The sequence below is a fragment of the Aeromicrobium sp. EU05-FHT14F07 genome, assembly GCF_058790455.1.
Window position 1 is genome coordinate 146331 of record NZ_JBYTCR010000001.1, and the last position, 20998, is coordinate 167328.

Annotated in this window: 23 protein-coding genes, 1 tRNA gene and 1 pseudogene; 8 read left to right on the plus strand and 17 right to left on the minus strand. The window is 67.5% G+C overall.

Going from position 1 to position 20998, the window contains the following annotated elements; genetic code table 11:
- The first annotated feature begins 337 nt into the window (after positions 1-337).
- Positions 338-715, plus strand: coding sequence for a hypothetical protein (locus tag AC3WRM_RS00755; protein WP_492246834.1), 378 nt, complete (start codon positions 338-340; stop codon positions 713-715).
- On the opposite strand, the gene AC3WRM_RS00760 is transcribed toward AC3WRM_RS00755, so the two are convergent.
- Together AC3WRM_RS00760 and AC3WRM_RS00765 are read right to left on the minus strand one after the other, a co-directional pair.
- Positions 716-4099 (minus strand): S8 family serine peptidase, encoded by a 3384-nt coding sequence (locus AC3WRM_RS00760; protein WP_492246833.1) that lies wholly within the window; start codon positions 4097-4099, stop codon positions 716-718.
- 247 nt (positions 4100-4346) lie between these two features.
- Positions 4347-5168, minus strand: a complete 822-nt coding sequence (locus AC3WRM_RS00765) for an alpha/beta fold hydrolase (RefSeq protein WP_492246832.1) — start codon at positions 5166-5168, stop codon at positions 4347-4349.
- 246 nt (positions 5169-5414) lie between these two features.
- Between AC3WRM_RS00765 and AC3WRM_RS00770 the strand changes: the two genes are divergently transcribed.
- The 3 genes from AC3WRM_RS00770 to AC3WRM_RS00780 are packed head-to-tail and all read left to right on the plus strand — an operon-like array spanning position 5415 to position 8108.
- A complete protein-coding gene (locus tag AC3WRM_RS00770; protein ID WP_492246831.1) occupies positions 5415-6500 on the plus strand; it encodes a ferredoxin reductase in 1086 nt (361 codons plus the stop codon).
- Positions 6501-6510: 10 nt separating this feature from the next.
- Complete coding sequence (locus tag AC3WRM_RS00775; RefSeq protein WP_492246830.1) at positions 6511-7698, plus strand: fatty acid desaturase family protein; 1188 nt, start codon at positions 6511-6513, stop codon at positions 7696-7698.
- Positions 7695-8108 carry a hypothetical protein gene (locus tag AC3WRM_RS00780; RefSeq protein WP_492246829.1) on the plus strand — a complete coding sequence of 138 codons (414 nt, stop codon included), beginning with the start codon at positions 7695-7697 and terminating at the stop codon, positions 8106-8108. Before AC3WRM_RS00775 ends, AC3WRM_RS00780 begins: the two co-directional genes overlap by 4 nt.
- Before the next feature lie 2 nt (positions 8109-8110).
- On the opposite strand, the gene AC3WRM_RS00785 is transcribed toward AC3WRM_RS00780, so the two are convergent.
- Positions 8111-9544 (minus strand): serine/threonine-protein kinase, encoded by a 1434-nt coding sequence (locus tag AC3WRM_RS00785; RefSeq protein WP_492246828.1) that lies wholly within the window; start codon positions 9542-9544, stop codon positions 8111-8113.
- A 129-nt stretch (positions 9545-9673) separates the two neighbouring features.
- Between AC3WRM_RS00785 and AC3WRM_RS00790 the strand changes: the two genes are divergently transcribed.
- Together AC3WRM_RS00790 and AC3WRM_RS00795 are read left to right on the plus strand one after the other, a co-directional pair.
- A tRNA-Met gene (locus AC3WRM_RS00790) sits at positions 9674-9750 on the plus strand.
- A gap of 229 nt (positions 9751-9979) precedes the next feature.
- Positions 9980-10366, plus strand: coding sequence for a hypothetical protein (locus AC3WRM_RS00795; RefSeq protein WP_492246827.1), 387 nt, complete (start codon positions 9980-9982; stop codon positions 10364-10366).
- Between the two features lie 162 nt (positions 10367-10528).
- Here the strand turns inward: AC3WRM_RS00795 and AC3WRM_RS00800 are convergent.
- From AC3WRM_RS00800 to AC3WRM_RS00810, 3 genes and pseudogenes are all read right to left on the minus strand, one after another.
- Positions 10529-11551 (minus strand): annotated as a pseudogene (locus AC3WRM_RS00800) (recombinase family protein); the annotation flags it as partial.
- Positions 11548-12198 carry an ImmA/IrrE family metallo-endopeptidase gene (locus AC3WRM_RS00805; RefSeq protein ID WP_492246826.1) on the minus strand — a complete coding sequence of 217 codons (651 nt, stop codon included), beginning with the start codon at positions 12196-12198 and terminating at the stop codon, positions 11548-11550. The pseudogene AC3WRM_RS00800 and the gene AC3WRM_RS00805, both read right to left, overlap by 4 nt.
- A 44-nt stretch (positions 12199-12242) precedes the next feature.
- Positions 12243-12629, minus strand: a complete 387-nt coding sequence (locus tag AC3WRM_RS00810) for a helix-turn-helix domain-containing protein (protein ID WP_492246825.1) — start codon at positions 12627-12629, stop codon at positions 12243-12245.
- A 189-nt stretch (positions 12630-12818) separates the two neighbouring features.
- Here AC3WRM_RS00810 and AC3WRM_RS00815 point away from each other — a divergent pair, with 189 nt between their 5' ends.
- A complete protein-coding gene (locus AC3WRM_RS00815; RefSeq protein ID WP_492246824.1) occupies positions 12819-13094 on the plus strand; it encodes a DUF3892 domain-containing protein in 276 nt (91 codons plus the stop codon).
- A gap of 88 nt (positions 13095-13182) precedes the next feature.
- On the opposite strand, the gene AC3WRM_RS00820 is transcribed toward AC3WRM_RS00815, so the two are convergent.
- The 11 genes from AC3WRM_RS00820 to AC3WRM_RS00870 form a co-directional block, all read right to left on the minus strand.
- On the minus strand, positions 13183-13458 hold the full coding sequence (locus AC3WRM_RS00820; RefSeq protein ID WP_492246823.1) for a hypothetical protein: 276 nt from the start codon (positions 13456-13458) through the stop codon (positions 13183-13185).
- Positions 13459-13585: 127 nt separating this feature from the next.
- Positions 13586-14158 (minus strand): antirestriction protein ArdA, encoded by a 573-nt coding sequence (locus tag AC3WRM_RS00825; RefSeq protein WP_492246822.1) that lies wholly within the window; start codon positions 14156-14158, stop codon positions 13586-13588.
- Entirely contained in the window at positions 14155-15174 is a 1020-nt protein-coding gene (locus tag AC3WRM_RS00830) for a DNA-methyltransferase (protein WP_492246821.1), read from the minus strand. Before AC3WRM_RS00830 ends, AC3WRM_RS00825 begins: the two co-directional genes overlap by 4 nt.
- Complete coding sequence (locus tag AC3WRM_RS00835; RefSeq protein WP_492246820.1) at positions 15171-16121, minus strand: replication-relaxation family protein; 951 nt, start codon at positions 16119-16121, stop codon at positions 15171-15173. Before AC3WRM_RS00835 ends, AC3WRM_RS00830 begins: the two co-directional genes overlap by 4 nt.
- Positions 16118-18214 carry a type IV secretory system conjugative DNA transfer family protein gene (locus AC3WRM_RS00840; RefSeq protein WP_492246819.1) on the minus strand — a complete coding sequence of 699 codons (2097 nt, stop codon included), beginning with the start codon at positions 18212-18214 and terminating at the stop codon, positions 16118-16120. Before AC3WRM_RS00840 ends, AC3WRM_RS00835 begins: the two co-directional genes overlap by 4 nt.
- A complete protein-coding gene (locus AC3WRM_RS00845; RefSeq protein WP_492246818.1) occupies positions 18211-18396 on the minus strand; it encodes a hypothetical protein in 186 nt (61 codons plus the stop codon). The genes AC3WRM_RS00840 and AC3WRM_RS00845 overlap by 4 nt, the downstream gene beginning before the upstream one ends.
- Positions 18397-18550: 154 nt before the next feature.
- On the minus strand, positions 18551-18712 hold the full coding sequence (locus AC3WRM_RS00850; RefSeq protein ID WP_492246817.1) for a hypothetical protein: 162 nt from the start codon (positions 18710-18712) through the stop codon (positions 18551-18553).
- 13 nt (positions 18713-18725) lie between these two features.
- A complete protein-coding gene (locus AC3WRM_RS00855) occupies positions 18726-18896 on the minus strand; it encodes a hypothetical protein (RefSeq protein WP_492246816.1) in 171 nt (56 codons plus the stop codon).
- A gap of 13 nt (positions 18897-18909) precedes the next feature.
- Positions 18910-19101, minus strand: coding sequence for a hypothetical protein (locus AC3WRM_RS00860; RefSeq protein WP_492246815.1), 192 nt, complete (start codon positions 19099-19101; stop codon positions 18910-18912).
- Entirely contained in the window at positions 19098-19361 is a 264-nt protein-coding gene (locus AC3WRM_RS00865; protein WP_492246814.1) for a hypothetical protein, read from the minus strand. Before AC3WRM_RS00865 ends, AC3WRM_RS00860 begins: the two co-directional genes overlap by 4 nt.
- A complete protein-coding gene (locus AC3WRM_RS00870) occupies positions 19358-19663 on the minus strand; it encodes a hypothetical protein (RefSeq protein WP_492246813.1) in 306 nt (101 codons plus the stop codon). The genes AC3WRM_RS00865 and AC3WRM_RS00870 overlap by 4 nt, the downstream gene beginning before the upstream one ends.
- Positions 19664-19950: 287 nt before the next feature.
- Here AC3WRM_RS00870 and AC3WRM_RS00875 point away from each other — a divergent pair, with 287 nt between their 5' ends.
- Positions 19951-20946 (plus strand): hypothetical protein, encoded by a 996-nt coding sequence (locus tag AC3WRM_RS00875; RefSeq protein WP_492246812.1) that lies wholly within the window; start codon positions 19951-19953, stop codon positions 20944-20946.
- Positions 20947-20998: the final 52 nt, after the last annotated feature.

A 20998-nucleotide genomic window follows, 5' to 3' on the forward strand; every position in this document is an offset into this window, starting at 1 on the left:
TCACGCGTGGCCGCTACTCGACCAGCGGAGCGTTTTGCTGGTCGAGTAGCGCGGAGCCGCGAGGAACGAGCGTGCTTCGGGCGTATCGAGGCCACTCTGGGGGTTCGCTGGGGGCCGGTCCACGCTGATCCGTTGCCGGGTGGTCTCGCTCCGTCGCGGCTACGCCCCCTGTGCGACGGCTCCATCGCAGCGACGAGCTCGCTGGCGCTCGCCGTCGCTGCTGCTCGACCAGCGGACGGTTTCGCTGGTCGAGCAGCGCGGAGCCGCGGGAGGTGCCCCTAGCGCGGGGCCGCTGCTCGACCAGCGGGGGCTTCGGGGGCGGTGGCACGCTGGGGGGATGAGACGGGTCGGGTGGGTGCTGGTGGCGGTGGTCCTCGCGGGGTGCGGGGGCGGCGGTGGGGGAGACGAGCAGGACGGCACAGCGGCGCCCGCGCCGTCGTCGTCGCTGCCGGACGACCCCACACCGACGCTGCCCGACGACCCGACGGGCAAGCCGTCGGCCGGCCTGCAGAGCGTCACGGGCGTCGTGGAGCGCTCGCCGGAGGACCGGTGCGTCACGCTCGCCGCGACCGGCCGCACGTGGGTGCTCACAGGAACGGTCGCCGGCCTGGAGGCCGGCGACCGTGTCACCGTGCGGGGCCGGCCCGACCCCGACGCGACCACCACCTGTCAGCGAGGACCGGTGCTCGTCGTCGTCGAGGTCGAGCGCGGCTGACTACTCCTGCTCGTCCTTCGCCGTCGCCTGCGGAGCGAGCGGCTGAGCCGTCTCCGGGGCGGTCGGCGTCGTGGTGGTCGCCGACGGCGTCGGCTCGGGAGCCGAGCCGGTCACCCGGACCGTGCCGCTGCCGAGCACCGCACCCTCGGACGAGACCACCTGCATCTCGCCGAACAGCGAGCGACCCTCGGTCGGCTGCGCCGTGGGCTGCAGCGACCCCTGGACGACCGCCGAGCCGCCGCGTGCCAGCTGGACGGGCGTGTCGTCGACCGCGAGCGTGCCCAGCCCCGAGGAGTAGAACACGTCCAGGTAGTCGTACTCGGTGCTTCCTGCCGGGACGGAGTAGCCCTGGACCACGACCGTGTACGTGCCGGCGGCGGGTGCGTCGAGCGTGACCGACTCCTCGGAGTCACCGTCCGCCGACTGGCCGGCCAGCGACCCGTCGGCGTTGAGGACGGCGAGGTCGAGGTCGGCGCCGGCGTCGGACGTGCTGCCGATGGTCGCCGTGAGGCTCGACGCACCCTCCGGGACGTCGACGGTGTACGTCTGCTGAGCACCGTCGTCGATCGTCTTGCGCTCCGCGAGGGCACTGCCCAGGTCGCCACCACGCGGCGTGACCGTGACCGGACCGAACGCGTTCTTGAGCGTCCACTCCAGGTCGGTCGCTCCACCCTCGGCGGCCGGGGCGACCTCCTGGGAAGCCGGGTCGACGGTGACGCCCTGGACGGCGGCGGTCAGGGTGAACGGGTTGTCGAGCAGCGGCGACGTGCGACGCGACTCGACCTCGATCTCCCAGACGCCCGGCAGCGGGTCGGCGTAGCTCCGCGACGTCGGCTTGCAGGCCTTCGCGTCGCTGAAGTTGGTGTAGCACGCCGTCGACGCCGTCGACTCGACCGGGACGCCGTAGGGGTTGATCGCGATGAACCGGGTCTGGCTGCGCGTGGCGATGCCGGACAGGTTCACCTGCAGCGCCTTGGCGCCCTCCGGCACCGACACGAAGTACGACGTGGACCGGTTGCGCTGGACCGTGCCGCGGTTCTCCTTGGCGAAGCTCGGCGAGGTCAGCCCCGTGGACTGCACGACCGTGACCATGACGCGGTGGTCGACGACCGGGGTCGCCGGGTCGTCGATCTCCACGATCGCCGAGTGCGCTCCCTGCGTCTTGGCGGTGGCGGTCACCGGCAGGCTCACCGTGCGACCCCGCGCGAGCGTGATCGAGGTGGGCGCGCGGAAGGTGCCGTCGTTGCCGACGATGCGGACCGTGTGCTTGACCGACCGGTAGGTGCCGGACGAGCGCGTGATCTTGACGTCGTACTTCTTGGCCTTGTTCAGCGTCTGACCGCCCTGGTCGGCGGCACAGCGGTTGTACAGGCCCGTGCCGCGACCCGGCTTCGCCAGGAAGTCCGACAGCGGGGTGCAGACCGGCGCGTCCGTGCGGTAGTCGGCCGTGACGGCCTTCTTGAGCAGCAGGCTCCACGCACCGGGCACGTTGACCTGGCCGGCACCCTGCCCCGCGACCGACTCGCCCGGGAAGAGCTTCGCCGACGAGTACAGCGCGTTGCGCAGCTGCTTGGGCGTCACCGGGACCTCACGGGCGAGGGTGCCTGAGAGCAGCACGGCTGCGGCGCCGGCGGCCTGCGGCGAGGCCATCGACGTGCCGTTGAACATGGCGTAGCCGACCGGGAGCGTGTAGCCGGCCTCCTTGAGGTCGGGCTGCTTGAGCCACTGGGGCACGGTCGAGATCGCCGAGCCGGGGGCCGCGATGTTGGGCTTGAAGTCGCCGGACTCCGTCGGGCCACGCGAGGAGAACGGGTGCAGCGCGAGCGCGGCCGAGACGACCGAGCCGTAGTTGGCCTTCCAGGTCCCCTTGGAGATGGACGACGCCACGCTCACGACCTTGCCGGCCACGGACGGGTCGCCGATGGTGTTCAGGCCCGGGCCGCTGTTGCCGGCGGAGATGAACAGCTGCACGCCGTAGTCGTCGATCAGACGGTCGTAGACCGTCGCACGCGCGTTGTTCGCGTCGTTCAGGGCGGGCAGGCCGCCGATGGACATGTTGACGACGTCGACACCGCGGTTGGTGACGAGGTCGACCATGCCGTCGAGCAGGGCCGCGGCGGTGCAGCCGCCACCCCACGTGCAGGCACGGCTCGACACGATCTTGGCGCCGGGCGCCTGGCCGTTCATGGCGCCACCGAACAGCGAGTGACCGGCCGCGATCCCGGCGACGTGGCTGCCGTGCGCGTCCTCGACGATGCCGATGTTGACGAAGTCGGCGGTGCCGGGCAGGTCGGCGGGCGCGAGACTGACGTCCTCGCGGTACTCGACGGTGAACGGCATGCGCTCGACGATGTCGGTCGACGGGTCGTCGGTGCCGAAGTGGCCGACCTGGAACTTCTCCTTGTACGGGCGCATGAGCTCGTCGTCGGAGAAGACGTTGTCCTGGTTCGCGTCGACCCAGATGTCGTGGGTGTCCTCGTCGTAGAGGATGCCGAACCGGTCGGTGGTGTCGCCGTCGCGGTTCACGTCGCCGTCGGGCTCGCTGCCGGCGGTGATGCTCTCGCTGAAGCGGTTGACGCGGAAGGTGCCCTCGCGCGGCGCGGTCCAGGTCTGCTCGGCGTAGGTGAACGTCGGGGTCGCCTTGACGGACGTGAGCATGGCCCGCCATGTGCCGTCGTCGTCGAGGAGCGGGTCGGTGCCGGTGACCCAGTCGACGATCTTGCGCTCGCCGGTGCTGGTCTCCTGCAGGGCCGGGTGGTCGAGGTCGACGCCGGAGTCGATGATGCCGATGGTGACGCCGCGGCCGTCGTACTTCGGGTTCTTCGCGACGAAGTCGGTCGTGCCGGTCTCGCGCGTGGGCATGTACGGGTTCGCGTTCGGGGTGCTCGCGCCGGGCGCGCTGGTGGGCGCGGAACCGTCGGCCGAGACCTTGCCGGGGGCGGGGTCGTCGATCGGGATGGTCTCGTCGAGGTCGACGGCCGTGACCTTCGAGAGCGCGGCGACCTTCTCCACGCGCGACGTGGGCACGCTGGCGCGGACGTAGCCCAGCTTGTCGTCGACGCGACCGACCCAGGCGCCCGACGACTCGAGGGCGTCGACGACGGCCCCGGTGGCCTTGCGCTGGGTGGCGATCATGACGGTGACGCGCTTGTCACCGTTCTGCCGCGCCTCGGCGAGCAGCTCGCGGTCGGGCTGGCCGAGCTTGTCGCCGGCCGGCGCGTCCTTGACCTCGTCGGTCTGCGCGGCCCGCTCCGGGGCCTGCTCGACCTTGGCGCGCGGGTCGTCGTTCGCGGCGTTCGCTGCGCCCGCCGAGGTGATGGCGAGCGCGAGCGCGATGGTGGAGGCGGCTCCTGAACGGAGCAGCCGTGTGCGGCGTGTGCGCAAGGTGGTGCGTCCTCTCTGCTACCGGACCGTGGTCCGGCGTCCCCCCGTGGGACAAGGCGTGCCTGCCCTGGAGGGGCGAGGCATGGGAGACAGTCTCACCCCGAGCCTGCTGCTGCGCCAGGGCTGAGGAGCCTGCAATCTCGGGCTTAACCGTTTCGTCACCTTGACGACCAGGACGCACGAGGCCCCTCCCGGACGGGTCCGGGAGGGGCCTTCGCGGCGGGTGGTCCGCCGGGGCGGGGCGGGGTCAGCGCTGCAGGAAGTCGAGCAGCACGCGGTTGAACTCCCCGGCGTGGCTCACGTTGAACCCGTGCGGGCCGTCGGCGACGACGTGGACCGTGGCGTCCTTCACCGTCTCGCCCGTGCGCTTGCCGGAGACCTCGAAGGGCACGACGGCGTCAGCGTCGCCGTGGATGACGAGCGTCGGCACGTCGATCTTCTCGAGGTCGTCGCGGAAGTCGGTGGTGCCGAAGGCCTCGACGCAGCCGAGCATGGCCGTCGTCGACGCGGGCTCGACGAGGCCGAGCGCCTCCTGACGCTGGGCCTCGGTCACCTTGAGCTCGTCGTTCGCGCTGAAGAAGTTCGTGATGAACCCCTCGAGAAAGCCGGCGCGGTCGTCGCTGACGCCGTCCTTGAAGCCCTGGACGTCCTCGGGCGTGAGGCCGCCGTCGGGGTTGTCGTCGGTCTTCAGCAGGTACGGCGGCACGGCGCCGGCGAAGACGGCCGAGTGGATGCGCTCCGAGCCGCGCGAGCCGAGGTAGCGGGCCACCTCGCCGCCGCCCATCGAGAAGCCGACGATGGTGGCGTCGGTGACCTCGAGCTGCTCCAGCAGGCCGGCGAGGTCCTCGGTGAACGTGTCGTAGTCGTAGCCCGTGTCGGGCTTGTCACTGGCGCCGAAGCCACGACGGTCGTAGGTGATGACGCGGTAGCCGGCCTCGGTCAGGGCCGGGACCTGCTCCGACCAGGAGGCGCCGCTGAGGGGCCAGCCGTGGATGAGGACGACGGGGCGGCCGTCTCCGCCGCTGTCGGTGTAGCTGATCTGGATGCCGTTGGTCTCGAGCGTGCTCATGGGTGTTCCTCCGTCTGTGTCGGGGATCGTGCGCTCTGGCACCTTCGAGTCTGGTCGCCCACGGCTATGCCGCAACTCGAAAGTGCACAATTACATTGTACGCAATGTAACGCATGGTCTCAGCCCGTGGATGGATGTGCCGCGTTGCCGAGCGCGGACTCCTGGACGGACGTACGCTCGCCGTGACGCACACCACACGGCCGACAGGGGTCGTCCTGGAGGGCGCGAGACCGGGGAGGCGGGCCGATGGCTGACTCACTGATCGAGAGGTCGACCGTGCTGCGTCGTGTGCGTGCGGTCGGCAAGGCGTTCACGACGCCGCTGCACCCCGACGACTACCTCAAGCTCATCAACCCGCTGTGGTCCGCGCGCGAGCTGCGTGGCCGCGTCGAGCGGGTCGAGCAGGTGACCGACCGCTCGGCGACGCTCGTCATCAAGCCCGGGTGGGGCTGGTCGTTCGACTTCCAGCCCGGCCAGTACATCGGCATCGGGGTGGAGATCGACGGGCGCTTCCACTGGCGGTCCTACTCGTTGTCGTCGGCGCCCGTCCGCTCCGAGGGCACGGTGGCCATCACCGTGAAGGCCATGCCCGAGGGCTTCCTGTCCGAGCACCTCGTCAACGGCCTCGAGCCGGGGACGATCGTGCGCCTGGAGTCGCCGCAGGGCGACTTCGTGCTCCCCGACCCGCCGCCGGAGAGGATGCTGTTCGTCGTCGGCGGCAGCGGCATCACCCCGGTCATGTCGATCCTGCGCACCCTCGACCGACGCGACTCGATGCCCGACGTCTTCCTCGCCTACTCCGCCGTCGACGAGGACGACATGATGTTCCTCGCCGAGCTGCGCGAGCTGGCCGCGAAGCACGAACGCTTCACCTTCTACGAGCGGTTCACCGACCGTGACGGCTTCCTGACGCCCGACCAGCTCGACGACGTCTGCCACGACTGGACCGACCGGGAGACGTGGGCGTGCGGGCCGCAGCCCATGCTCGACGCTCTGGTCGAGCACTTCGAGCGGCTCGGGCGCGACGAGGACCTGCACGTCGAGCGGTTCTCGCTCGGCGCCACGGAGACCGACGCCGAGGGCGGCACGATCACCTTCGGCGACACGGGCAAGAGCGTCGAGGTCGACGGGGCCACGACGCTGCTGGAGGCCGGCGAGCAGGCCGGCGTCAACATGCTGTTCGGCTGTCGCATGGGCATCTGCCACACGTGCGACGTGCCGCTGCTCAGCGGCCGCGTGAAGGACCTGCGCAGCGGCGACGAGCACACCGAGGGCGAGTACGTGCAGACCTGCATCAGCGTCGCCGCCACCGACTGCACGCTCAAGATCTGAGGAGACACCCATGGCCTACGCCGACGTGCGCGAGTACACCCACCTGACCGACGAGGAGGTCGAGGCGATCGGGCGTGAGCTCGACGAGATCCGCGCCGAGGTCGAGGCCAGTCGTGGTCAGGCCGACCGCGACTACGTGCTGCGCATCATCGCGCTGCAGCGACGGCTGGCCGCCGCCGGGCGCATCACCCTGTTCGCGAGCCTGTTCCCGCCCGCGTGGCTGCTCGGGACGGCCCTGCTGTCGTCGGCCAAGATCCTGGAGAACATGGAGATCGGCCACAACACGATGCACGGCCAGTGGGACTGGATGAACGACCCGGAGGTGCACTCGAGCAGCTGGGAGTGGGACACGACCCAGCCGGCCGAGCAGTGGAAGCACTCGCACAACTACATCCACCACCAGTTCACGAACGTGCTCGGCCACGACAACGACGTGGGCTACGGGATCCTGCGGATGAGCCGCGACCAGAAGTGGACGCCGTACAACCTCGGCCAGCCGATCTACAACGCCCTGCTGGCGCTGTTCTTCGAGTACGGCGTGGCGCTGCACGACCTCGACATCGAGGCCATCCGCAAGGGCGAGAAGGACCCGAAGCTGCTCAAGCGCCAGCTCAAGCAGATCGGCGACAAGATCGGCAAGCAGGCGCTCAAGGACTACGTCGTCTACCCGGCACTGACCGGTCCGGCGTTCCTGAGCACGCTGACGGCGAACGTCACGTCCAACCTCGTGCGCAACGTGTGGGCGTACATGATCATCTTCTGCGGGCACTTCCCGGACGGTGCGGTGCACTTCACGGAGGAGGAGCTGGAGGACGAGACGCGCGCGGAGTGGTACCTGCGCCAGATGCTCGGGTCGGCCAACTTCGAGGGCGGCAAGCTCCTCCACGTCATGAGCGGCCAGCTCGGCTACCAGATCGAGCACCACCTGTTCCCCGACCTGCCCAGCAACCGGTACGCGGAGATCTCGGTGAAGGTCAAGGACCTCTGCCAGCGCTACGGCATCCCCTACACGACCGGTCCGCTGTACAAGCAGTACGGCCAGACGCTGCGCACCATCATGAAGCTGTCGCTGCCGAACCGTCGGACGAAGGACAACCCGGCGCCGCCCGCGCCCCGCAGTCGTCGACTGCGCGACGACGAGCGCCCCGGACGTCGCCACGAGCTGGGCCGCTGGACGAACGCGGCCGCCACGTCGTGAGCGAGGGTGCGGTGACGGCGGCGTCGGGTCCGATGGTCGAGGGCTCGGCGCTGCCGTTCGCGTGCGTGGACGACGAGGGACGCGGCACGCACGAGAAGGTCGTGAAGAAGCAGGCCATCCGGTGCTCCCTGAGCCGGATCTGCGGGGTGTGCGGCCAGACGTTGACGCGTCCGGTCGCGTTCGTCGGCACCCCCGACGAGGCCCTCGACGGGGAGTTCGGGTTCCCGCCGTGCCACGTGGCGTGTGCGCGGGAGGTGGCCGGCGATCCCGCCCAGAGGCTGGGCCGTGCGCAGCGCCCGCGCCGGTGGGTGCTGGTGACGACGGCGGGCTTCGACCTGGTGCGCCCCACGCGTCGTGGTGAGCCGGTGTCGTTCCGACCGAACTCGGTGCTGGAGCGCGAGACGCTCTGAGCTCAGGCCGCGAGCGCGCCGCGGATGAGGTAGCGGTCGCCCTCCTGCGCGAGCAGCAGTGTCAGGGCCTGGGTCCGGCGGACCCCGCCGATCTCGTAGGAGTACGTGTACGTCACCCGCATCTGGTCGGGGTCGGAGCGCACCCCCTCGACACGCACGTCGCTGACGCGTCCCCAGAAGTCGGTGTAGCCGGCGATGCCGCCGCTGGCCTGCTGGTACGAGGCGGTGAGCAGTCGGAAGCCACGTTGCGGGTCGCTGGCGGCCGTCTGGACGTAGTCGGTGGCGAACTTCTCGAGGCGCTGCTGGACGGTGAGCGGTGGGCGTGCCGACGTGGCCGCGGCGACCGGGGCCGTGTCGTCGCCCGTCGTCGCGACCACGCCGGCACCGGCCGCACCGAAGGCGACGAGCGCGGCGGCGGCGACCAGGATCGTGCGCCGGTCGCGACGACGTGGTCCGCGTCGTCGGCGGGCCGGTGGCGGGAGCGTTGGTGGAGTGGTCGTGGTCGCGCGGACGGCTCGTGGCTGCGCGACCGCGGGGCGCGGCCTGTCGAGGACGGGGATCGTCGCGGTCGACTCGGTCGCTCGTGCGGTCGCGGCACGCGCGACGGCCAGGTCGGCCGGCACAGGCCGGAGGTGACCGAGGCCGCCGGGCGCGGCGAGCGTCTGCAGGAGGTCGGCGGTGTCGCGCATGGTGGCGCGGTCGGCGGGGTCATGGCGCGTCGACGCGGCGACGACGGGAGCCAGCGGGTGGTCGGCGGGCAGTGCGGGCGCCGGCGCCTCGAGGATCTTCTGCACGGCGGTGACGACGTCGTCACCCTCCACGTCATAAGGCGCTGTGCCGGTGACCACGCGGTAGACGGTGATGCCGAAGGCCCACACGTCGCCCGCGGCCGTGGCGGTGGACCCGCGGGCGATCTCGGGGGAGAGGTAGGCGGGCGAGCCGGTGATGAGGCCCGTGCGGGTGAGCGCCTCGTCGTCCTCGCGGCGGGCGATCCCGAAGTCGCCGAGCTTCGCGACGTCGTCGCCGGTGACGAAGACGTTCGACGGCTTGACGTCGCGGTGCACGAGCCCGTCGGCATGCGCCGCGGCGAGTGCGTCGGCGACCTGGGCCAGGAGACGGGCGGCACGTCCGAGGTCGAGGGGACCGTGCTGTGCGAGGTCGGCGAGGGTCGGCCCGTCGACGAGCTCCATGACCAGCCAGGTGAAGTCGCCGTCGTCGGCGAGGTCGTAGACGGAGACGACGTGCGGGTGGTGGACCCGTGCGGCGAGCCTCGCCTCACGCTCGGCGCGTGCGGCGTCGACCTCGTCGGAGCCGGGCGAGAAGCCCAGTCTCTTGAGTGCCACCCGACGGTCGAGAAGGGTGTCGTGGCCTGCCCACACGCTCGTGGAGCGACCTCGACCGATCTCGCGCTCGAGCCTGTACCGACCTGCGATCACCGACGACTCCTTTCCACACGACGGTAGGAGCGGATCGCCGGTCTCGCGAGTCGAGAGAACCCCTGTGAGCGTCGTCTCACACCCCCGATTTGGATCCCCGTTCACCGTGGCGTAATGTTCTATGTGCGACGCGGGGTGGAGCAGTTCGGTAGCTCGCTGGGCTCATAACCCAGAGGTCACAGGTTCAAATCCTGTCCCCGCTACCAAAAGTAAGTCGTTGGAACCACGGTCCTCTGAGGGCCGTGGTTCTTTCTTTTCCCATGAGAGGTGACCCCGAGGGCGTTCGAGGGTCAGAAACGGTCGAATCCGGTCCTCGGGCCGTGTTCGACGGGCGCGCGGCGGCAAGTCCCATGAGCCCTGCTCGCCACCCCTGTGGGCGTTTTCATCGACCCCTGGCAGAGCGTAGAGGCCACTAGTTCTGGTCTGACGCTTTTGGTGGGTCTTCCGCTCGCTCTCCAGTTCGACGGCGAGGTCTTCGGAGATGAGTCGCCGGAATGCCTCATTCATGTCGCTCGCCACGATCTCGTCGTCATCGACGTAGAGGTGCTCGAACATGGCTTGGTTGAGTTCGCGTCGTGCGAGCTTGTCCGCCTGCTCGTAGTGCTTCTGACCACTGGTCAGGAGTTCGAGACACAGCTCAAGAGAACGAGTGATGACACCTTCGTCGAACTTGTGCTTCGAGGACTCGGCCTCGATGGCACCGCGGCGCACCGCCAGTCGACGCTGCTCGCTCTTCAGCTCCTGCACGTCGATCGCGTCCGCGTAGTACGCCTCCAACACCTTCTGACTGTCGCGTTCGACGGAACCCAACTCTCCTTCTAAGACCTCGCGGTTGGCTGCGCTCGACGGGAGCACGATGCCCATGTGCTCGAGAAGCAAGGCGCGGATCTGCGCGACGTGCGTGGACTTCATCGTGACGGTCTTCCAGTGCTCTTGTACGAGCCGTTCGAGCTGAGCGGCCTCGATCGCACGGAAGGTGCACCCGTTCCGGTGGCTATTGCGGCCGATGCAGATGAAGTAGTCGTAGGTGGTGCCTTGGCGGTTGCGCGACCTGGCAAAGGTCAGCGGCTCACCACACTGCCCGCAGAAGACGGATCCCTTCAGGTAGTGGTTGAAGACGCGAGGCTTCTCCTTGCTCTGTGCCCTGGCGGCGCGCATGCGTTGGACGCGCTGGAACAGTTCTTCGGACACCAGTGCCTCGTGCTGCCCCGGGTACTCGACGCCCTCGAAGGTGACGAACCCGAGGTAGTAGCGATTGCGAAGAATGGCGTGGACGTGAGAGGTGGCGATTGGACGGCTCGGCCGATTTGGACGTGGACGTGTCATGACGCCTCGTCGGTTGAGTTCGTCACGAAGTGCGGCTGCGGTCCAGTCGCCGGATGCATAGTGCTCGAAGATCCACGGCACCCACTCGGCGCGCTCGGAGTCGAGCTCGACAGTGCGAACCTCGCGGCCATCGTTGTTGCGGGTACGAGTGTTGATGTAGCCGAAGGGCGCCATGCCGGCGGTGCCCCCGTTCTTCACCTTCTGGCGCATCCCCTTCTTGGACTCAGCAGCCAGGTTGCGCGAGTAGAACTCCGCGATCGAGCTCATGATGCCGTGTAGGAGCACACCGCTCGGTGTCTCATCGATGTTCTCGGAGCACGACACCAGCTGTGCGCCGGATGCTTGGAGCTGCAGGTTGATCTCGACGTCGTCGGCTCGGTTACGAGCGAGGCGGTCGACCTTGTGCACGATGACGTGGGCGACCTTGTTCTGTCTGATGAACTTCAGCATGTTCTTGAGCTCGGGCCGGTTGGCCGAGCGAGCGCTTTCCCCGGCATCGACGAACTCAGCAACGACGACGGCACCGAGGGACTCGGCTTTGCGAAGGCACGCGTCGCGCTGCGCTGGGATGGAGAAGCCTTCCGCCTCACCGCCGCGTGAGGCCTGGTCCTTGGTGCTCACCCGTAGGTAGATGACGGCCATCGGGCGAATACCGATCGGAGCCAGTGCGATGTCGTTCATGCGTATCTCCTCTGGGAGTAGCGAGGACGGGTGGCACGAAACCGCTGCGCCTTGGATCGAGGGGTGGCGACGGGACGGGCGCAGCGAGGCGCCGGGACCTTATCGACGACGACGTCGAGACCAGTCTGAGACAGACGGACGCGCATGGCGTCGGGGCTGACGCTGAACTGTGACGCGAGGTCTTCAACGCGCTGCACCCTGTTGCCCCATGCTGACTTGAGGGCGCGCTTGTCGACGAGCGCGCAGCCGGCGAAATAGTCGGCGGCGGACTCGGCCTGCTGTTCAGCCGTGTGGCGGCGATCCCCGGTGTAGAGCAGATCAGTCGAACCATGGTCGACGATGTGCTTGAACTCGTGGAGCAAGGTGAAACGTTGGCGCGTGACACTCTCGGTCTTCGAGAGAGCAATTACCCAGTGCTTGCCGTTCCAGTAGCTCAGACCGGATACCGGCAGGACTTCGTGCACGACGCGGATGCGCGGCATTGCAGCCACATGAAGTTCGTGGATGCCGTCGACGTCATCAATGAGGTCGACCAGTCGGCGGGCTTGCTGTTCAGCGATCTGCAGCGCCTCGGCGAAGTTCACGACGCGGTGCGGCAGCAGGGCGCGGAGGCTCGAGAGTGGTGATGGTGATGGTGATGTGTTCATGTAAGCCTCCTTTCCCTAGTCGGGCTGTTTAGTTGGTTGTCTGGTTACTGCGCTTCGTCCTCGCCGGGGTTCGGCCCGCCGGGGTCGTAGCCATGCTTGGCAGCGATACGGGCGAAGGTCTTTTCGAGCTCTGCCTGAGCGCTGTCAGGAAGGTCGCTGTACTTGCTGCGCAGGTAGGGCGCGAAACTCGGCAGTCCGTTGGTCGGCATGACGCCAGCGGTGGCGTAGAGGTCGGAAGCATCGAGGTCGAGCACGTCAGCTAGAGATTTGAGCGTCTCGATTCCCGGGTTCGCAATCGCGCCCTGTTCCAGGCGTCTGACGCTTGAGGCGACGAGGCCGCTTCGAGTCGCTACTTCACGGGCTGAGAGCCCTTGAGTTTCGCGTGACTGCTGCAGCATTTTCCCGAGTTTCCGAGCTTGCTTTTCGTCCATTTGATTCTCCATGCAATTAATTGGTTCTGCTCTCATTATACGCCTTGTGTTGCATAAATGCACCACCCAATTTGCGCTTTCCGGGCCTGACCGCTGGGACGAACGTGCAGATTTGTCAGCGCGACGGGGGATGCTCAGGAGAGCGGACGTTCGAGCAGACGGCGTCCTCGACAGCCAGGGAGTCGAGCCTTGATCTACATCACCGGGATCAGCATGAGTCCGAAGGACTCGCAGCAGCACGAGCACATCACGCATGTCTATTGGTCTGAGTACGGCACTTCCAATGAGGCGTGGTGGACGAAGCAGCGGGCGGTCGACTGGATCAACGGTGGCGGCGAGGCCCGGGTGTCGGCTGACGGCCGGTACGACGTCAAGGTGCACGTCGTGAATGCCAGCCCGCCCTACTTGAGGACGGCGGCGAACGGCACGTACACCGACAACCTGCTGAGCCTGCCCCGCTTCTAGTTCTGGTTGTTCAGCGCGACAGGAACCGAGCGACGTGCCGGGTGGGCAGCGTCGACGGTTCCTGTCGCGAGAGAGGCGTGACTTCACCTCAGGCTCCGGCGCTCTTCGAGCGGGAGCTTGTGCGCGGCTTGGTGCCATCTCCGAAGAGTCCGGCGATGGCGGCGCGCTGCTCGGCAGCTTCACGGTCGATCTCGGCGGCCAGCGACTCAGCCTTGGCTGAGATCTCTGGGTCGTTCGACATCTTGGTGAGGCGCTCCTCGATGGCAGTACGGATGGTGTCCGTGACGGCCACTTCGGCGAGCTTCGACAGGATGGTCAGACGAGCGTGCTGCTCATCTTCCAGTCGTACGGCGAGTGTCTTCATGTGCCTCTCCTCCTTCCTGAGGGACTTGTCCGAGGGTGTTGCTCGGAGCACCTCCTCGGGGTGGTGCGACCGGCGACGGCGGATGCCGTCGCAATCAGCGGTCGCAGGCCCCCGATGAGGCCGTCGGTCAGAGCCGATAGATGTAGACGCCGCCGTCCGAGGCGTCTTCGTAGTGCAGGTCGACCAGCAGGTCTCGCAGCACGCCGTCGCGATCAATTGAGACGTGGGCTGCGAGCCAGTCGGGCAACGAGTCGGCGAGTGACTCACGAATGCCGAGATCGTCGAGTAGGTCGTCGACGAAGGCGCTGAGGGAGTGCCAGTAACCGACGAAGGCCTCGACGTAGCCAGTCTCGAGGTCCTCGCCACGTGCGCCGGATAGCTGGGCGTAGGTGGCGAAGGCTTCCCCGTCCTCGGCGATCCCTCGGGCGACGGCGGCCACTTGGTGCAGGTCCTCGTACTCACCGACGCGGTACGGACCGAAGTTGTCGAAGTCGAAGATGGCCCACTCCTCTGCCCCAGGCTCTTGACTCGTCGCGAGGATGGCCTCTGCTGCGGCGACGAGTTCCTCTCCCTCGACGGCCGCGTCGACCCAGTCGCCATGGAGCCGGCCGGCGTTGTAGTCGGCCAAGCTGGCGATCCAGACTCGAGGCGAGTCCGGGGTTGATTCGTGCTCTGGACTTGCTGGTTGCTGTTCATTCATGACACCTCCTTTCGGTTGCTTGTTGATGGGTGGCGGACCGCCTGCTCGATGCGCTCGTTGGCGAGTTCGACGAAGTCCGGGTTGAGCTCGATACCCAGCCAGTCGCGGCCGAGCTTGCTTGCGGCGATGGCAGTTGTCCCTGACCCGATGAACGGGTCGAGCACGATGCCCGGTTCGGCGGACTCGTGGTCGCAGGTCGGGCGTGGTGGTGCTCGTTCTGCTGCGTCCCCGGTGCGGATGAGTTTTCGGGTCCACGGCGCGCGGCACTGGCTGCAGCGGATACGCGGCGTCCCTGCTTCGACCATGCGGCGCGCCAGACTTTCGGGGAAAGTCGCGAAGTGGGCGCCGCGGAAGCCGCTGACGCCGAGCCGCCAGACGTCGCCCGGGTTCTTGCCGAGCGGGTGGCCCCGGATACCCCGGGCATGCAGCTTGGCGAGTCCGCTGTCGCCGTCGCTGTTGGGGCCGAGCCAGGCCGGTCGCTCGTCGCGGATGGTGATGGCGCGCTTCTTCGGGACGCGGCTGGTGTGCGGCTCGCGGATGCTGTCGAGGTCGAAGTAGTACGTGCGGGAGCGGACCAGCAGGTAGACGAGTTCGTAGCGAGTGCTGAGGCGGTCGGTGACGCTGGAGGGCACGGTGGTGGTTTTGGCCCAGACCACCTTGTTCCGGATCGTCCATCCGTCCTCGATGAGCGCCAGTGCTAATCGCTCGGGACCAAAGAGCAGGCTCTTACGCGTCGCCCCTTCTCTTTTGTGCGTGCTGAAGCTGTCGCCGAGGTTGAGCCAGACGGTGCCGGTCGGAACGAGGACACGGGCGGCTTCTTGCAGCACGGCGCGGAGGTGGCTGACCCAGTCGTCGATATGTGACTCGAGGCCAAGTTGTCCGGTCGCCTGGTAGTCGCGGAGGCGGAAGTACGGCGGGCTGGTGACGAGGCTGTCAATGGAGTGGTCCGGGAGGTCGGCGAGCCGTTCGGTGGCGTCTCCGGTCAGGATCTGATTGCGGGGGAGATGTCTCGTCATGGCAGCGGCTCCCGGAGCACAGCCTGCACGGTGTCGGCGGTGGCGAAGCGGTAGAGCTCAGGCGTCAGGCGCGGCGAACGCAGGATGGCAGCCTTCAGCTTCTCTGCCCGGTCGCTCCGGCTGAACATCCAGAGCACCAGCGGGAAGGCGCCGTGCGTCTCCTGCTCGATGCCGCTCGCCCGATAGGCCTCGTACTGGCCGCACTTCTTGAGTAGTGTCGGCAGCGACTCAGTGCCGAGGTCGACCTCGATGAACCAGCGGTCGCTGAAGTCGGTCAGGTGGATGATCACCGCCAGGTCTGGTTGCAGCCAGCGCGGTTCACCACCAGGACCGGTGTAGCGCCGCCACGAGGTCGGCTCTGTTTCGACGTGGACCTTGGTGACGTTGCTGATCTTCTCGAGATCGAGCGCACCGAGGTGGACGTCGGCGATCGCGAGGCAATGCTTGAGGAAGCGCAGTGATGGTTCGTGGGTGCGCTTGGTGGCGCCGTCGTCCTGGATGAGGCGAGCGCCGGCTGGGGCAAGCTGCCAGACCTTCGCGGCGCTGCCAGCACGGCTGCCGCCGACGCGCTGCTGGGTTACCCGGATCAGGGCGTTACGGGCCAGGCGCTGCAGCACATGCCGGGTCGTGCGAGCAGCAGACTCAGGCGTGCCGAGGGTCGTGAAGACGAAGGACTGGATGTGGTGGGTCGTCAGGTAGCGGTGCTCAGAGATGCGGCGGAGCACTTCCCAGTCGCGCTCTGGCATGAGTTCGGCGATGCGGGCCAGCACGTCAGCGTCGACGCGGCGGCGACGCTTGCTGGGGGTGAGCTCCGGAGACAGAGTCGCCGGAGTATTCGTCCCCCGAAGGGCGCGGAACTCTGCCCTGACCAGCGAAGATGTCCGATCCGGCTCGGTGCCGAGCGGAAGGGCGAGCGGAAGCCCTCTACCGGGGATGTAACGGGTCATGAGGAGCCTCCATCTGCGGGACGACGCGGAGCGCGGCCGAAGGTTTCGCGGGACGAGCGCGGTGGCTCGATGAGGCCGAGCAGATCGGCTTCGACCTCGCTCAGCGGCTGGCCGTAGCGCTGGCGGGAGCGCTCTCTCGGCTCGTCGGCGGTCCGCAGCGCCTGGGGGAGCGGTTCGGTAGTGACGCTGACCCAGTCGCCGGGTTCGTTGCGGCTAAGGAGCGAGGCGTAGGCAGCGAAGGCCGGCAGCGACTCGAAGTCCTGAGGCACTAGGCGTCCGCGCGTCGTCGCCGCGATGTCGCGGGCATCCGCGTGTGGCAGCCCGAAGGCGACGCGGGAACGAGCGTTGGCAAGGACGGCTCTACGCAGCTGCTGCGGCAGCTGGTCGAGGTGCTGGTGAGCCAGCGTGTAGCCGACGCCGAGGCCACGGGCCTGGGCGAGCGCGTCACCGAGGTCGCCGGGCAGTCGCAGGTAGTCCTGCACCTCGTCGATGTGCACCATGACGGGATGGCGCTTCGCCGACGGCAGATCGACTCGGGCAAGCGCGGCCGTCCAGAGCTGCGACACCACGATGGAGCCGAGCAGGTCGGCGGCCTCGGGCCCGACGGCACCCTTGGCGAGGCTGACGAGGAGCACCTTCTTCTTGGTGAAGACGTCGCGCATGTCGAACTTGGGTTTGCGCTGCCCGAAGATGGCGCGGATGCCGGGGCGCATGAGGATGGGTCGGAGGCGACGTAGGAGCGGCGCGGTGGCCTGCTGCCGCTCGGCGTCTGAGATGGCGTCGTACCACCCCCAGTACGCACCGAGCCCCATTGGGTCGTCCGTGCTCGCCTGCCCCACGATGGAGCGACGGAAGCCGGGGCTAGAGAGCAGCAGCGGCAGCATGGCGATCGAGGCGTCACCGCGACGTGCCAGCGTCAGCAAGCTGGCCTGGAGCAGCTCGTGTGTTCGTGGCAGCCAGCCCTCGCCGTAGAGCGAGCGAAACAACGCCAGCAGCACGTCGGCAGCCAGATCGGGGTCACTCGTGCCCGTAAGCGGGTTGAGCCCCACTGGCATCTGATCGCGGGCGTCGAGCACCACGACCCGGTCGAGGTGACGCTCGTCGATCCGGGTCAAGAGGTCGTCGATGACGTCGCCCTTCGGGTCGATGACTGCCACGCCGCGACCGGCGTTGATGTCTTGCAGCGCGAGGTGTGTGAGCAGCGTGCTCTTGCCGACGCCGGTTGGCCCGATGAGGTGCAGGTGGCGGAGTGAGTCTTCGACAGAGAGCGCGACGCGTCGAGTGGACGAGGTAGAAGAGACGCCGATTGACCGACCGCTGCGCGCCACCGCGTCGGACGGGGTGAGGAGCCGCGGATGCGGCGACCGGACACCGGGCAGCCGATCCGACGAAGCAGCGACGGGCCAGCCAGTAAGGGGGACGAGGTCCGAGACGCTGAGGGAGTTGGACCAGACGAGTGGACTCTTGGCGTACGAGAACTGACCGAGCGAGGCGCGGCTGACGCTGAGTCGGAGGCCCGGTGCTTCGAGTTGACGGAGCGCTCCGATGACTCCTTCGATGAGGCTGCGTGAGCGGGCCGGGTCCGACGTGGAGGCGCCAACGCGCACCCCGCAGGCGAAGCGGTGCTCGAGTCGTTTCGGACTCTGGCGGCGGTTCGGGGGGAGTGGCCGACTCGGACGAGAACGCGGGCCAAGGACAAGCTGGAGATGAACGAGCTCTCCCTTTCGTGCGCTCGCCAGTACGGTGAGGACGCCGCGGGTCGTTGGCTGAATGGCGTTGTGGTTGAGCGGCGCTGCGCGGTCACCGCGGACCTTGAGTGCGGCGGCGGTGTCGGCTCGCAGTCCGTCGAAGGTGGAGGCGCGGCGCTGACTGCGTAGGTCGGGCAGCTGGCCGCCGAGCGCGCGAAGGATGCGCGGCGTATCGGTGGCGTTGGCGCCGAGCTTCCAGGTGACCGCACCCTGCCGACCAGTGGCTTCGAGAACGATGCGCGGTTGTCCGCTGAGCCCCGCCAGTGAGGACAGGGCTGCGCGAGCAGCGTCCTCGCTGACGGGGGCCGGGATGAAGAGGTCGGTCCAGATGAAGGGCCCGCTCACGAGGACTTCTCCTTGTGAGCGTCGGCCTCGGCTTGGGCCTCCTTCTCGGCCTGCGCGAGCGCCAACGCCTGGATGGTGAGGGCGATGCGGGCGAGGTCGGGCTGCTTGCGAACGTCCGCACGGATGCGAGCACGACGCTCACGACGACGCCTCGTTGGTTTGGATGGCTTGTTTGTGGACATGCGAAATAGACCTCCTTTCAGGGTTGGTGCTTTGGCGTTGGCGACACATGTTGCATTTATGCAACGGTCTGCCTTTACTATGCGTTGCATTTATGCAACGGTCAATGCAGTTTGTGCATTCGACAACAGCGAGCGGAAGGCTGGCTGATCTGGACTACCAGCGCCGATTTCGCCAGTAGAAGACCGTCGCCACGCTGCCGCTGAGGACGATGACGACCAGCCACGGCCAGAGCGACAGCAACAGGTCGGACGCCAGCGTTAGGCAGATGGCGCAGACGAGCGCACCGATACAGAAGTTCACGATGCGCTCGCCCACGCTCCTGCCCTGTTCACGGCTCACGATGCGTCGCCTGTCCGGCGAAGTCGCGGCGGAAGCGAGCGGACAGCCGCCGGTACGACACCGCGTGGACCACCGCCTGCTGCGACAAGCTGCTGTCGACTTCGGCGAGGAACGCCAGCTCCTTGTCCAGGCACTCGATGTGCGAGCAGAACGTGAGCATGTCCGTCTCCTCTCTAGTCCACGAGATTGCGCCAGGACTGACCCGCCGCGTCGTTCATGGCCCGCTTGGCCGACTCGGCCTGGCGGTCGATGGTCAGCTCGGCGCGGCGCTGCTGCTCCTGCAGCTCCGCCTCCGTCGACTCGGCGCACCAGACGACGAAGCTGATGACGCCGAGCACCAGCAGAATGAGCAGGAAGGCGATCACGGGAGGTCACCACCCTCGAACACGCGCAGCCGCTCACGCAGCAGCGGGTCGTCTCCGGCGAGCTTGTCAGCGAAGTCGCTCACCTGGCTGCGCATCGAGGCGATGTGCGCCGCGAAGTTCGCCTCGAGGTCGTCGTGCTCCTCAGGGTCGATGTGCTCGGGTCGGTGTGCGCTCCGACGGTCGCGGAGCTTCCTGGCGAGCGTCGAGGCCAGGGCCCCGATCCCCGTCCCGATGGCGAGACCATAGACCAGGGGGATCACAGCGGGAACTCCGAGCCGAAGCTCTTCTGGACCCGCTGCGCCTTCTCAACGAAGCCGAGCTCGATGCGGGTGAGCACCATGTTGAGCGTCTCGTCGTTGCCGGCCAGCGCCTTGCGGTACTGGTCGATGTCGACGGCGCGCTCCATGATGCGGCCAGTGAGTGCCGCCTCGGCGTCGACCTTGAGGCCGGCGAATTTGGTCTCGCGGACGAGGTTGGCCACGGCACGCTTGTGCTGGCGCTCGTCCTTGCTGGGCACCACGGCGGACGCGCCCGCCGCCCAACGCTGCAGTTCGTTCGTCATCCCTATTACTCCTTCGGTTGCGACGGCTGAGCAGTGGCCAGGGGGAAGTCCGGGTAATCCAGCAGCCACTCGCTGCTGAACCACGCCGCGTCGATCTCGACGTAGTCGTCGTTCATGGTCATCGCTCCTCCGGTCTGGTGAGGTGGACCGAAAGTGGCCCTAACTCACGAAAACAGAGCCCTCGAGGGCGCTCCAGCGGCCAAACTGTTAGAAACGGTGGAGACCCGTTGAAGCCGTCAGGAAATTCGGGAACTGCCTGTCGTGACTGCTAAAATGGGGAGTGATACATGCAAGACCTTGACCCAGAGCTCGACCGACAACTACGCCTCCTTCACTCACAAGGACTGGCTCACATCGATGTGGACCAGGTTGGCCAGATCCTCGAACTTCCGGTCGTCAAGGCACACCTGCAGGAGTCGAACGATTCAGATCCGCGCGCGGGTCTAATGGATGCCCTCGTCACCGCAGCCAATCGGCTGAGCCAGAAGGACCGCGACCTAGTCGTTCTGCTCTTTGGGATCGAGCATGCGTATGGGTGGGGCGTGCAGAAGCGCCACGTCGCAGTCGCTGCTGAGTCCGGGCTCTCCTGGAACGTCTTCCGGCATTCACCCTTCGAGGGATTGAGGAAGCGACTCGTGTCGGTTCTGGCGAGCGAGAAACCGACCTTCCGGAGGGCGGTCTCGCCTGGCGGTGCCGGATACCGCTTGGAAGTGCTCGAGCACGATTACGTCGTACCGACAGAGAGCGATCCGTCCATCGTGGTGATGGAGCGGCGGCGACTGGTTGCCGAAACCGATGGCCTTGAAGAGTGGCGCATCCCCATCTGGTACCACCTGAGCTCGCTCGACGGTGATCCAACGATCCGACTGATTGGTTCGGGGAAGCTCGCGTTCGAGCCCGTGATCCTGCGCGGTCAGGAAGGCGCGGGATTCAAAGCCGATCTGTCAGTGAGGTTCCCGCGCCCGCTGTCCCATGGAGAGTCGTTCGAGTTCAAGCTCTACCGACGAATCCCCGTCAATCTGGAGGCCTACCGGAAGGCAATGGGACCGTTCTACACCGGCTTCGACCTTCTACCGCGGGCAGAGCGGCTCGATATTCGGGTTCAGTTTGACCCCGACCACCTACCGGAGCGACTGGAGCGACAGGACGGAGTGACGCCGTCGCAGCAGTTCGAATTTGGAGCTGTCGGCACGGAAGCTGTCGAACTCGGCACGCGAACAGAAGTTCGCTGTCATTGGAAGAACACCCAACCGAGGTACTGGTACGGGCTAATCTGGGAGTAGTCGTTCGTCGTCGAAGGAGCTACTCATGGTCACTGCATGGATCCGGCAGCCG